Origin of the sequence: Pseudomonas sp. HAR-UPW-AIA-41 (genome assembly GCF_002304225.1) — a bacterium.
Classification (GTDB): domain Bacteria; phylum Pseudomonadota; class Gammaproteobacteria; order Pseudomonadales; family Pseudomonadaceae; genus Aquipseudomonas.
On the sequence record NZ_NSLB01000002.1, the window covers coordinates 408,417 to 420,923 of the forward strand.

Below are 12,507 nucleotides of genomic sequence, written 5' to 3' on the forward strand. Positions count from 1 at the left end.
CAGGGCGACCGGCGGAGCAGCCGGCCGCAGGAGAGCTTCAGACAACCTCGGCAATGGCCTGGCGCGCCGCTGCCAGGCCGCGCTGCTGGAACTCATCCCCCATGTTCAGGCCTTCGGCATGGATGAACTGCACGTCATGAATGCCGATAAAAGCAAGCGCCTGACGCAGATAGGGTTCCTGATGATCCAGCGGGCCGCCAGCGTACACTCCACCACGGGCCGTCAGGACGATGGCACGCTTGCCACTGAGCAGTCCCTGCGGGCCGGTCTCGGTGTATTTGAAGGTCACCCCGGCGCGCAGCACATGGTCCAGCCAGGCTTTCAGGGTGCTGGGGATGCCGAAGTTGTACATCGGCGCGGCCAGCACCAGCACATCGGCAGCCAGCAGCTCCTCGGTCAGTTCGTTGGAACGGGCCAGGGCCGCCTGCTCGGCGGGGGTCTGCTCGGCAGCCGATTTCATCCAGCCGCCCAGCAGGTCGGTATCCAGGTGCGGCAAAACCGTGCTGGCCAGATCGCGCTGGACGATCTGATCGGCCGGATGGCTGGCCTGCCAGCGCTGGAGAAATTCGGCGGTGAGCTGGCGGGAAATCGAGCCCTGCTGACGGGCACTGCTTTCAACAACGAGAAGACGCGACATGGTGGGCTCCATCGGGGTGGTGTGTGTCGATGGGGCCCAGTTTGCCCAGCAGCTGATCGATAAAAAAGCGCAAAAATCCGCTTTAAAAGATCACCAAATTCGATTAATCATGTCACTTGCTGTCAGCGAGGTGACAGGTCAGCTTGATCCGCAGGCGAATCACACTGCGTTTGAACTTGACCGTCAGATTGGCCTCGCCGCGGGCCGGCAGCACGGCCTTGCGCGTGCGTCCGGCCTCCGGGCCGTTGCGGAACACCGCCGTGCACTGCGCTGCGCTGTCGCCAAGGTTGTAGAGCGCCAGGGCCGCCATGTCATGGTCGATTTCGATGGTCTGATAGGACACTTCGGCACCGTTCATCTGCTTGTCCACTTCAATGGGATAAGCCAGGGCGACACCGGGCAGCAGGCACAACAGGGCAAGACAGACGGATTTCATCGGGCGGCTCCTTGAACGAGGGCGCCAGATTAAAAGTACTGGGGCGGCATTACCAGCGCCCATGGAGAAGCAAGATGAAGGCTCCCCGCGTAACGCTGGACCAGTGGCGTACCCTGCAGGCCGTGGTCGACCATGGCGGCTTTGCCCAGGCCGCCGAGGTGCTGCACCGCTCGCAGTCCTCGGTCAGCTACACCGTGGCGCGCATGCAGGAGCAGCTCGGAGTGCCGCTGCTGCGCATCGAAGGACGCAAGGCCGTGCTGACCGAGGCCGGAGAGGTGCTGCTGCGCCGCTCGCGACCACTGGTCAATCAGGCCAGCCAGCTGGAGGAACTGGCCCTGCACATGGAACAGGGCTGGGAAGCCGAGGTGCGCCTGGTTGTGGACGCCGCCTACCCCACCGCACGCCTGCTGCAGGCCCTCGCGGCCTTCATGCCGCAAAGCCGCGGCTGCCGCATCAAGCTGCGCGAGGAAGTGCTCTCCGGGGTTGAGGAAGTGCTGCTGGAAGGCTCCACCGATCTGGCCATCAGCAGCCTGTCGATTGCCGGCTACCTGGGCCGCGAGCTGGAAGCCGTGGAATTTCTCCCGGTCGCCCACCACGACCACGCCCTGCACCGCCTGCAGCGAGAACTGACCTTTCAGGATCTGGAAACCCAGCTGCAGGTGGTGATCCGCGACAGCGGGCGCACCCAGCCACGCGATGTCGGCTGGCTCGGTGCCGAACAGCGCTGGACGGTCGGCAGCCTGGCCACGGCCGCCACCTTCGTTGCCAGCGGCCTGGGCTTTGCCTGGCTGCCGCGGCACCTGATCGAACGCGAGCTGAACGAGGGGCTGCTGAAAATTCTGCCCCTGCAACAGGGCGCCATCCGCCACCCGCGTTTCTACCTGTACGCCAACAAGAGCAAACCGCTGGGCCCGGCCACGCAGATTCTGGTCGACCTCTTGACCACCTTCGACGCCGTGCCGCTGAATGCAGCCTATGCCGCTCCCCAACGCTAAGGACAGCCCATGCCCTACTTCACCCACCAGAACTGCCAGCTGCACTACGAAGAATATGGTCAGGGCGAACCACTGCTGCTGGTTCACGGCCTGGGCTCAAGCATCCGCGACTGGGAATACCAGATCCCCGTACTGCGCCAGCACTACCGGGTGATTGCCCTGGATGTGCGCGGCCACGGCCAGTCCGACAAACCGCGCCAGCGCTACCGGATCGCCACCTTCGCCGCCGATGTCGCCGCGCTGATCGAGCATCTGGGGCTGCAGCAGGTGCATCTGGTCGGCATCAGCATGGGCGGCATGATCGGCTTTCAGCTCGGCGTCGACCGCCCCGACCTGCTGCGCAGCCTGACCATCGTCAACAGCGGTCCCGAGGTCAAACCCCACTCGCTGCGTGACTGCGTGGAAATCGGCAAGCGCTGGCTGCTGTCACGTCTGCTCAGCCTCGACACCATTGCCAGGGCGCTGGGCAAACTGCTCTTTCCCAAACCGGAACAGGCCGATCTGCGGCGCAAGATCGAACAGCGCTGGCCGGAAAACGACAAACGCGCCTACCTCGCCAGCCTGGATGCCATCATCGGCTGGGGTGTGCGTGAGCGTCTGGCACGCATCAACTGCCCGACCCTGGTGGTCACCGCCGACCGCGACTACACGCCGGTCAGCCTCAAGGAAGCCTACGTACGCGAACTGCCCGACGCCCGCCTGGTGGTGATCGAAGACTCGCGCCACGCCACGCCGCTGGACCAACCCGAACGATTCAACCAGACCCTGCTGGAGTTCATCCGCAGCCACGCCCAACCTGCCTAAGGAAAACACCATGCTCAAACACCTCATGATGACGGCCTGCACCCTGCTGCTCAGCGGCCAGCTGCTCGCTACAGAAAAGCCGCACGTACTGCTGACCACCTCGATGGGCGAGATCGAACTGGAACTGGACGACGCCAAGGCACCGGTCACCGTGGCCAACTTCCTCGGCTACGTCGATGCCGGCTACTACAACGGCACCGTGTTCCACCGCGTAATCCCCAACTTCATGATCCAGGGTGGTGGTTTCACCGCCGACATGCAGCAGAAGGAAACCCGCGCCCCGATCAAGAACGAAGCCGACAACGGCCTGGCCAACGAGCGTGGCAGCATCGCCATGGCCCGCACCAATGATCCGGATTCGGCCACCAGCCAGTTCTTCATCAACCACAAGGACAACGACTTCCTCAACCGCAGCGGCAGCAGCGCCGGCTACGCGGTGTTCGGCAAGGTCGTGCGTGGCCTTGATGTGCTCGACAAGATTGCCCAGGTGCCCACCGGCAACCGTGGCATGCACCAGAACGTGCCGCGCGAACCGGTACTGATCCAGGCCGCCAGCCGTCTCTGAGCACTGCCTCAGAGCCTGCACTAGACTGTTGTAGGACCCTGCTGCGCTTTGCTCCGGCGCGGCGATCAGCAGGGCCTTGTCGCCGTACCTCACCGAGACCGCTGCATGCCGCGCCTGCTCCTGGCTTTCCTGCTGTGCCTTATGAGCGCCCCACTGTGGGCCCTGCCCAGTGCCGTGCTGGATCGCAACGACGTACGCTTGCCGCTTGGCCCACAGATGGGCTACCTGCGCGACGACGGAGGCAAGCTGAGTCTTGAGGATGTACTGGCACAACCTGACAGCGCGTTCACCGAAGTAGTCAAGGATCACGCCAATCTGGGCAAGAACAACGCCGTCTGGTGGTTCAAGGTCCATCTCGATAACCGCCTACCCCATGAGCTTCGTGGCTTTTTCGAGATCAACTATCCACTGCTGGACGATATCCAGCTGACGCTGATAAACCCTGACGGCAGTCGGCTGAAGCAGCGCAGTGGCGATCGCCAGGCGTTCTCCAGCCGTCCGGTACAGGTACGCAACTTCTGGTTCCCCACGGAACTACAACCTGGCAACAGCATCCTGTTGCTGCGCATCGAAACCACCAGCACGGTCTTCGTACCGCTGGTGTTTGCCACCAGTGGCGCCAGCGCCGCCGAACAGGAAAATCTCATGGGATTGAACGGTGCCTTCTATGGCGTCGTCTTTGCCATGTTCTGCTACAACCTGTTCCTGTTTCTGGTGCTGCGCGAACGCGCCTATTTCTGGTACCTGGTGTACAGCGCCAACATCGCCCTGTTCGCTGCCTGCTTCGATGGCATGCTGTTCAAGCTATTGCCCGAACACGTCGCCCTGCAGTCAGTGAGCATCTACATCGTCATGTATGCACATTGCCTGGCCGCCACTCAGTTCAGCCGCCACTTCCTGCAGACCCCGGAACATTTTCCGCAACTGGATCGTGCCCTGCGACTGATGATGCTGCTCATTCTGGTCATCTTCCTTGGAGGACCACTGATCGGCCTGCAAGCCTGGAATATCCTGGCGAGCCTCACGGTACTCTCCAACTCGCTGCTGCTGCTTCTGGTCGGTATCCATGTCTGGCGCCGTGGTCAGCGCTTTGGCTCCTATTACATTTTTGCCTGGGGCATTCTGCTGTTCTCATTCATTGCGGTGACCACGGGTTCACTCGGTCTGGAACTGTTCGGCAGTTTCGGCGCTTCGGCCGTGAAGACGGGCGTCACAATTGAACTGATCACACTCTCCATTGGCCTTGCCGATCGCATCAATACCCTTAAGGAAGAAGGCTTCCGCTCACGCAGAGAAGCAGAACAGGCCGTGGTCGAGAGCGAAGCCAAGAGCCGCTTCCTGGCCAAGATGAGCCACGAGATCCGTACCCCACTCAACGGGGTACTGGGCATGCTGCAACTGCTCAAGGAAACCCCGCTTGATCGCAGCCAGCGCTTCTATGTCGACACCATTGCCAGTTCCGGCTCGGCACTGATGACGGTGATCAACGACATCCTCGACTACGCGCGCATCGAGTCCGGCAAGATGGCGCTGGAAGAAATACAGATCGACCTGGAACAGTTGCTCTCGGAAACCTTCAGCCTGTTCACCGCCCAGGCGCTGGACAAGCGCCTGCGCCTTTACCTGAGCATGGAACATGGTGTGCCACGCTACATACACGGTGATCCGACCCGCCTGAAACAGGTGTTGATGAACCTGCTTGGCAATGCCCTGAAATTCACCGCCGAGGGCCAGGTCAGCCTCACGGCCCGAGTACTGGAGTTACCTGGACAGGCACCACGGCTGCAAATCGTTGTTAGCGACAGTGGCATCGGTATCCGCCCGGAAGCCTTGGAAACGCTATTCAAATCCTTTGCCCAAGCTGACTCCAGCACTACCCGTCGCTATGGTGGAACCGGTCTCGGCCTGGCTATCAGCAAGGATCTGGTGGAAATGATGGGCGGCCATATCGAGGTGCAGAGCACCCTTGGCCAGGGCACCCGGTTCAGCTTCGACATTGCCCTCAGCCCCTCCGACCAAACAGAACGTGATGAGCTGTGTGACCTGCTCAACGGCCAGCATGCCGTGCTGGCTTCGCTCGACAGCGACGGCCTGCAACATCTCTCCCACCTGTTGCAACGCTGGGGGCTGCAGACTGAGCTTTGCCGTACTCCCGAGCAACTCAACAGCGCCATGCACAGCTACCGCCAACCGCCGCTACTCATCGTCATGGCTCCCTGGCCAGGTGGTCCACAACAGGCACTGGACGGCCTGCGCTCACAGCTTGGCAAGGGCCAAAAGGTCCTCCTTCTGTGTCCACCGGAGCACTGCCGTCCCAACCAGACTGGCATGACCCTGAGCATTACCAACCTGGCCCAGCCGGTAGCCATTACCCCGCTGCGACAAGCCCTGCAGGAGCTTTATCGTCCCACCGCCCAAGTGTTGCAGATGACACCACGCGAACTGCCCCCGACCTGCGGCCCTGCACCCTGCGTGCTGGTTGCCGAAGACAACCCGGTCAACCAACTGGTCATCCAGGGGTTTCTCGGCAAGCGCGGCTATCAGGTTCGCCTCGTCACCAACGGCCTAAACGCCGTTGAAGAGTTCCGCCGCGCGCCGCAGCGGTATCAACTGATTCTGATGGACTGCGAAATGCCGGAAATGGATGGTTTCGAGGCCACCCGTCAGATTCGCCATTTCGAGAAGCAGCAAGGCCTGCTGCCAGTACCGGTAATCGCACTGACCGCGCACATCTTTGACGAGCATCGCGAGGAAGGTCAGCGCGCCGGTATGAACGAGTTTCTCGGCAAACCAGTCGATCGTGTGCAGCTGTATGCCACCCTCGACCGCTACCTCGACAGCGGTGCCTGACTCAGGCACCCTGCGTCGCCGCACCGCCGAGACTGCCGCATGCTGATCCCTTACCAGATGCTCGAAGCCGACACCCTGCAACGCCTGATCGAGGACTTCGTCACCCGAGAAGGCACCGACAACGGCGACGACACGCCGCTGACTACCCGGGTGGCGCGCGTGCAGCAGGCGCTGAAGCGCCGCGAGGCCGTGATTGCCTTCGACAGCGAGCATCAGCAGTGCCAGTTGCTGCTCAGCAGCGAAGTGCCACGCGAGTGGCTGGAAGACCTGCAAGCCGGTCAGGGCGCCGAGTAGCGCGGCCCCAGCAGCAGAACGGCCGCACCGAGCAGGCACAGGGCCACGCCCAGCCAGTCACTGAGCAGCGGCTTCTGCCGCTCCACCAGTGCCAGCCAGACCAGCGCCGCCACCACGTACACACCACCGTAGGCGGCGTAGGCGCGCCCGGCGAACGCAGCCTCGGCCCGGGTCAGCAACAGAGAAAACAGCAGCAGGCTGATCAGACCCGGCAGGCACCACCAGATGGAGCGGTCCAGGCGCAGCCACAACCAGAAGCTGTAGCAACCGGCGATCTCGAAGAACGCCGCCAGGGCGAACCACAGGTAACTGCTCACCGCCTCAGCTCGCTCTCGTGCTCCCAGGTGCAGCGCACGCGCAGATCGTCTTCATTGGGGCTGTGAAAACCGCGCTCGCTCTCCCAGCGGAAGGTGTGAGTGCCGTTCAGCTCGGTTTCCAGATGCACCACCGCGCTGGCCCAGTACAGACGCTTGAGCAGGGCCTCGAACTCGGCCACCCACAACGCCCATTCGTACTCGACCGCCCTGTAGCTGGCACCGAAATGGATCATCTGGGTCTGGAACAGGCCGGCGCCCTCCTCCTGACAGCAGGAGAACATGTCGCGCCCAATGAACGGCCAGGCATCTCCCGCGGGCAGGCTGGCCAGTACCCGGCGGTTGATGCTGCGGCGCAGACGCTGCTCGCCCGCATCCTGGGAGGGCCAGTCGCGGATGCAGCCGTAGACCAGAGATTCCGATTCCACGCAAAGACTCCAGAAAAACCAGGCTGCCTTCTAACACAGGCGCCGGCCACTGGAAAGGAACGCCGTGGCAACTGCACGGTAAGGCGCGCAAAGGCCGGCAGAAAGACCGGCCCAGAGCCGCTGCGCACTCACACAAGCGCGCAGCGGCCAGCCGGGGGGGGGGACGGCTCAGGCCGGTTGGGTCTTGCTGCGCATCTTCGCGGCCATGTTGGCCATTTCGTCGTACAGCAGCTGCGGGTTCTTCTGCTTCAGCGCCCAGGCCATGCGCCCCTGCTCGTGGGGCAGAATCATGAAACTGCCCTTGGCCACTTCGGCATAGACATAGTCGGCGATATCGGCGGCGCTGATCGGCGAACTTTCCAGCAACTTGCCGACCTGTTGCTTCATGGCCGGGGTCGGGCCACGGAAGGAGTCCAACAGATTGGTCTGGAAGAACGACGGGCAGACCACATGCACGCCGACCTGCTGATCGCGCAGTTCGATCAGCAGGCTCTCGGACAACGCCACCACACCGGCCTTAGCCACGTTGTAGTTGCTCATCGCCGGGCCCTGCATCAGCGCCGCCATGGAGGCGATGTTGATGATCTTGCCGTGGCTCTTCTGCAGCAGCGGCAGGAAGGCCTTGCAGCCCTTGACCACGCCCATCAGGTTGATCGCGATCTGCCAGTCCCAGTCTTCCAGCGACAGTTCGTTGAAGAAGCCGCCGGAGGCCACACCGGCATTGTTGATGGCCACATCAATACCACCCAGACGCTCCTCGCAGGCCTGAGCCAGCGCAGTGAGCTGGCTGTAGTCCCGCACATCGCAGCGCTGGGTAAAGCCATCACCGCCGGCTTCGCGGACCAGGCTGAGGGTTTCGGCCAGACCGGCTTCGTTGACATCGGCCAGCGCCAGCTGACTGCCTTCGCGCGCCCAGCGCAGGGCCAGCTCGCGGCCCAGGCCAGAGCCTGCGCCAGTGATCATAATGCGGTTTTGCATGAGAAGGGCTCCATCGGTGAACAGCAAGATGGGGCCAGTCTAGCCAGCCCCGGAGGTAGCCACAGCCTTCATCAGGCTACTGAATGACCGCTCAGCGAGTCAGACCGGGGGGCGAGCCTGAGTTCTCGCGAACTCGATGAAAGCTTCCACCGGCAGCGGCCGGGCAAACAGGTAGCCCTGCCCCTGACTGCAGCCGAGCTGACTGAGCAGCGCCAGCACCTCACGGTCCTCGATGCCCTCGGCGGTGGTCTGCAGACCGAGGCTGTCAGCCATACCGGCAATGGCCGAGACGATGGCACGAGCGGAATGATCGCTGGACAGGCTGCCGACGAAGGAGCGGTCGATCTTCAGGCGGTCGACCTTGAAACGCTGCAGGTAGGACAGGTTGGAGTAGCCGGTGCCGAAGTCGTCGATCGACAGGCTCACGCCCAAACGCTTGAGGCGTGTCAGCAACTCGGCGAAATCGCGACTGTCCTGCAGCAGAACCGACTCGGTCAGTTCCAGCTCCAGGCAGGATGGCGGCACTGCATGACGCTGCAGAGCAGTTGACACCACACGGTCCAGGTTGCCCCGGCGGAACTGCACCGGCGACAGGTTCACCGCCAGCACCAGCCGCGGCAGTCCCTGTGCCTGCCAGGCAGCGAGCTGGGCGCAGGCCTGATCGATCACCCACTCGCCGATCTCGACGATAAGCCCACTGCGTTCGGCATAGCCGATGAAGGTTTCCGGTCCGCGCAGCCCCTGCTCCGGGGAATTCCAGCGCAGCAGCGCCTCGGCACCGCGAAGCTGGCCGGTCTGCAGATCAACCACCGGCTGGTAGTGCAGGACGAACTGCTCGTGCTGCAAGGCGCCGCGCAGCCCTGCATCAAGTTGCATCTGCGCGGCCTGACTGGCATTCATCTGCGCATCGAAGAAACGGAAGGTGCGACGACCGGCGGCCTTAGCCTCGTACATGGCCATATCGGCATGCTGGCTGAGACTGGCAAAACAGTCACCGTCGCCCGGATAAAGCGCAATGCCAATCGAACAACTGCAATTGAGCGCCACCTCGCCCAGTTGAAGAGGCGCGCTCAGATTTGCCTGGATTTTGCGTGCCACCTTCACGGCCCCTTCGCTGTGCTCCAGCTCGGCCAGCACCAGAAGGAACTCATCACCACCCAAACGGCAGACCGTATCGGTTTCGCGCACGCTGGCGCGCAAGCGCGCGGCCACTTCCCGCAACAGCTCGTCACCCTGGGCATGACCGAAGGAGTCATTGACCGCCTTGAAATTGTCGAGATCCAGATACAGCAGTGCTACCTGGCGGCCGGCCCGGTGCGCCTGCTGCAGAGCCTGTTCAAGACGATCACGCGCCAGCAGGCGATTGGGCAGGCCAGTCAGAGCATCGTGCTGGGCCTGGTAGGCCAGACTCACCTCCGACTCGCGAACCCGGCGGTTCTCCGCGCGCAGGCGTGCCAGCAGACTGCGCAGATCACTGGCCAGCCACCACACGGTGCAGGCGATGACCGAGAGGAATACCGCAGAGTTAATAAAGCGTCGCAGCCCCAGTGGTTGCACCTCGAAGGTACGTAGTCCGCTGATCTCTGCATAGTTGAGCCAGCCGAGCCAAGCCAACATCAAGAACAGCAGAGCAAACAACAGGCGCATGCGCGCGAGCATGCCAGCAATCACCAGAATCGCCCCGTAGCCCAACAAAACACCGTTGTAGGGCCCCTGATCGAACCACATGGCCAAGGAAGCCAAGGCGAACATCGACAGAATCAGCAACTGACGCGCCGGCTCATGGCGGCCGATCCGGCTCAACCAGAGACTCACTCCGACCAGCAGCCATCCGGACACTATGATCAGCAGAACATGGCGGCGTTCAACCTGAATATTGGTGAGTGCCATGAATGGCAGACAGACCAGCAACAGCTGGCAGATCTGTTCGATACGCCGTACCTGTAGCTGGCGGTGACTGACCAGATGATCCTCGAGGGGCGGTTGCGGCGAATTCATCGGGCCCTGCTCTCCGTGACCGGACTCTCGCCCGTGACAGCAACTATAGCCTGACAGGCGCCGCAAAAAAAAAGCCGCCCCGAAGGGCGGCTGGAGTGGTCTGGCTGCGGAACGCTTCAGTGAGCCACGGCGCCGCTGGCACCAAGGCCGGTCTGCGAACGCACGAACTGCGGAATGAAGCGGGCACGTTCTTCGTCGGCGGCAGTCGACTTGTCGGTAACCGAGAAGAACCAGATGCCGGCAAAGGCGATCGCCATGGAGAACAGCGCCGGGTACTCGTAGGGGAACACAGCCTGGGCATTGCCCAGCACCTGCACCCACACGGTCGGGCCGAGGATCATCAGGGCCACGGCGGTAATCAGGCCCAGCGCTCCACCGATCAGCGCACCACGAGTGGTCAGTTTCTTCCAGTACATGGAGAGGAACAGCACCGGGAAGTTGCAGCTGGCAGCGATGGAGAAAGCCAGACCCACCATGAAGGCGATGTTCTGCTTCTCGAACAGGATGCCGAGGCCGATGGCCAGCACACCCAGGCACAGGGTGGTGATCTTCGACACGCGCAGCTCATCCTTGTCGCTGGCCTTGCCCTTCTTGATCACACTGGCGTACAGGTCGTGGGACACCGCCGAGGCGCCAGCCAGGGTCAGACCGGCGACCACCGCCAGGATTGTGGCGAAGGCCACGGCCGAGATGAAGCCCAGGAACAGGCTGCCGCCCACCGCATTGGCCAGGTGGATAGCCGCCATGTTGTTGCCGCCGAGTAGCACACCACTGGCATCCTTGAAGGCTGGGTTGGTGCCCACCAGCAGAATGGCGCCGAAGCCGATAATGAAGGTCAGGATGTAGAAGTAGCCGATGAAGCCGGTGGCGTAGAACACCGATTTGCGGGCTTCCTTGGCGTCGGAGACGGTGAAGAAGCGCATCAGGATATGCGGCAGACCAGCGGTACCGAACATCAGCGCCAGGCCCAGGGAGATGGCCGAGATCGGGTCCTTGACCAGACCGCCGGGGCTCATGATGGCCTCACCCTTCGGATGCGCAGCAATAGCCTCGGAGAACAGCTGGGCAAAGTCGAAGTTGACGTGCTTGAGCACCATCAGCGCCATGAAGGACGCACCGGACAGCAGCAGTACGGCCTTGATGATCTGTACCCAGGTGGTGGCCAGCATGCCGCCGAACAGCACGTAGCAGACCATCAGGATGCCGACCAGAATCACTGCCACGTGGTAGTTCAGGCCGAACAGCAGCTCGATCAGCTTGCCGGCACCAACCATCTGCGCGATCAGGTAGAAGGCCACCACTACCAGCGACCCACAGGCCGACAAGGTGCGGATTTCCTTCTGCTTGAGGCGGTAGCTGGCCACATCGGCGAAAGTAAACTTGCCCAAGTTGCGCAGGCGCTCGGCGATCAGGAAGAGAATCACCGGCCAGCCGACCAGGAAGCCGATCGAGTAGATCAGGCCGTCATAGCCGGAAGCGAACACCAGCGCGGAAATCCCCAGGAAGGAGGCTGCCGACATGTAGTCGCCGGCGATCGCCAGGCCGTTCTGGAAGCCGGTGATGCTGCCGCCAGCGGTGTAGTAATCGGCTGCCGAGGTGTTGCGCTTGGCCGCCCAGTAGGTGATGCACAAGGTGGCGCCGACGAAGACCACGAACATCAGGATGGCGGAAATATTCAGCGGTTGGCGCTGCACTTCGCCTTCAATGGCACCGGCCGCCCAGAGGGTCGGCGCCAGGGCCAGCAGGCCCAGGGTGGAAAGGATGCGGGCGATCATTTCTGAACCTCCTCCAGGATGCTCTGGTTCATGGCATCGAACTCGCCGTTGGCACGCTTGACGTAGATACCCGTCAGCACGAAGGCCGAGAGAATCAGGCCGATTCCCAGGGGAATACCCCAGGTGGTCGGGCTGTCCGGACTGATGCGGGTGCCAAGCAGTTGCGGTTCGAAGGCGATCAGCAGGATGAAGGCCAAATACAGGCCCAGCATGATCAGCGACAGCAGCCAGGCGAAACGATCTCGCTTGGCCACCAGTTCCTGGAAGCGCGGATTGGATTGAATCCGCTCATAGATGGGGTCGTTCATTGTTAGAGTCCTCCGCAGCTCAAGTGCTGTGAGTCCACTCTAGGACGACCAGATATGGGCGACAGACGACCTTAGTCGTAGATCAGTGCCCTCCTCGACCAAAGTCGCAGGCATACATCTACGCA

13 protein-coding genes are annotated in these 12,507 nt (G+C 62.4%); 5 read left to right on the plus strand and 8 right to left on the minus strand.

What is annotated here, in order from left to right:
* Nucleotides 1–37: 37 nt before the first annotated feature.
* Both CK486_RS06185 and CK486_RS06190 read right to left on the minus strand, forming a co-directional pair.
* Nucleotides 38–637: an FMN-dependent NADH-azoreductase gene (locus CK486_RS06185; protein ID WP_095939407.1), complete on the minus strand. Its 600-nt coding sequence runs from the start codon at nt 635–637 to the stop codon at nt 38–40.
* Nucleotides 638–749: 112 nt separating this feature from the next.
* A complete protein-coding gene (locus CK486_RS06190; RefSeq protein ID WP_095939408.1) occupies nt 750–1,073 on the minus strand; it encodes a 3-phosphoglycerate kinase in 324 nt (107 codons plus the stop codon).
* Between the two features lie 74 nt (nt 1,074–1,147).
* On the opposite strand from CK486_RS06190, the gene CK486_RS06195 reads away from it, so the two are divergent.
* From CK486_RS06195 to CK486_RS06215, 5 genes are all read left to right on the plus strand, one after another.
* Nucleotides 1,148–2,068, plus strand: coding sequence for a LysR family transcriptional regulator (locus CK486_RS06195; RefSeq protein WP_095939409.1), 921 nt, complete (start codon nt 1,148–1,150; stop codon nt 2,066–2,068).
* A 9-nt stretch (nt 2,069–2,077) separates the two neighbouring features.
* Entirely contained in the window at nt 2,078–2,872 is a 795-nt protein-coding gene (locus CK486_RS06200; RefSeq protein WP_095939410.1) for an alpha/beta fold hydrolase, read from the plus strand.
* Nucleotides 2,873–2,882: 10 nt separating this feature from the next.
* Complete coding sequence (locus tag CK486_RS06205) at nt 2,883–3,437, plus strand: peptidylprolyl isomerase (protein WP_095939411.1); 555 nt, start codon at nt 2,883–2,885, stop codon at nt 3,435–3,437.
* Nucleotides 3,438–3,542: 105 nt separating this feature from the next.
* Nucleotides 3,543–6,287, plus strand: coding sequence for a hybrid sensor histidine kinase/response regulator (locus tag CK486_RS06210; RefSeq protein WP_095939412.1), 2,745 nt, complete (start codon nt 3,543–3,545; stop codon nt 6,285–6,287).
* Between the two features lie 39 nt (nt 6,288–6,326).
* Nucleotides 6,327–6,581, plus strand: a complete 255-nt coding sequence (locus CK486_RS06215) for a YheU family protein (RefSeq protein WP_095939413.1) — start codon at nt 6,327–6,329, stop codon at nt 6,579–6,581.
* Here CK486_RS06215 and CK486_RS06220 read toward each other — a convergent pair.
* From CK486_RS06220 to CK486_RS06245, 6 genes are all read right to left on the minus strand, one after another.
* Entirely contained in the window at nt 6,566–6,898 is a 333-nt protein-coding gene (locus CK486_RS06220; RefSeq protein WP_095939414.1) for a YnfA family protein, read from the minus strand. The two genes, CK486_RS06215 and CK486_RS06220, sit on opposite strands and share 16 nt — an antisense overlap.
* Nucleotides 6,895–7,323, minus strand: a complete 429-nt coding sequence (locus CK486_RS06225) for a hypothetical protein (protein WP_095939415.1) — start codon at nt 7,321–7,323, stop codon at nt 6,895–6,897. Before CK486_RS06225 ends, CK486_RS06220 begins: the two co-directional genes overlap by 4 nt.
* A gap of 168 nt (nt 7,324–7,491) precedes the next feature.
* Nucleotides 7,492–8,301, minus strand: a complete 810-nt coding sequence (locus tag CK486_RS06230) for an SDR family oxidoreductase (RefSeq protein WP_095939416.1) — start codon at nt 8,299–8,301, stop codon at nt 7,492–7,494.
* 99 nt (nt 8,302–8,400) lie between these two features.
* Nucleotides 8,401–10,299: a bifunctional diguanylate cyclase/phosphodiesterase gene (locus CK486_RS06235; RefSeq protein WP_095939417.1), complete on the minus strand. Its 1,899-nt coding sequence runs from the start codon at nt 10,297–10,299 to the stop codon at nt 8,401–8,403.
* A gap of 116 nt (nt 10,300–10,415) precedes the next feature.
* Complete coding sequence (locus CK486_RS06240; protein WP_095939418.1) at nt 10,416–12,074, minus strand: cation acetate symporter; 1,659 nt, start codon at nt 12,072–12,074, stop codon at nt 10,416–10,418.
* The gene (locus CK486_RS06245; protein ID WP_095939419.1) at nt 12,071–12,382 is read right to left on the minus strand and encodes a DUF485 domain-containing protein; all 312 of its coding nucleotides are present in this window, start codon (nt 12,380–12,382) and stop codon (nt 12,071–12,073) included. The genes CK486_RS06240 and CK486_RS06245 overlap by 4 nt, the downstream gene beginning before the upstream one ends.
* Between the last annotated feature and the right edge of the window lie 125 nt (nt 12,383–12,507).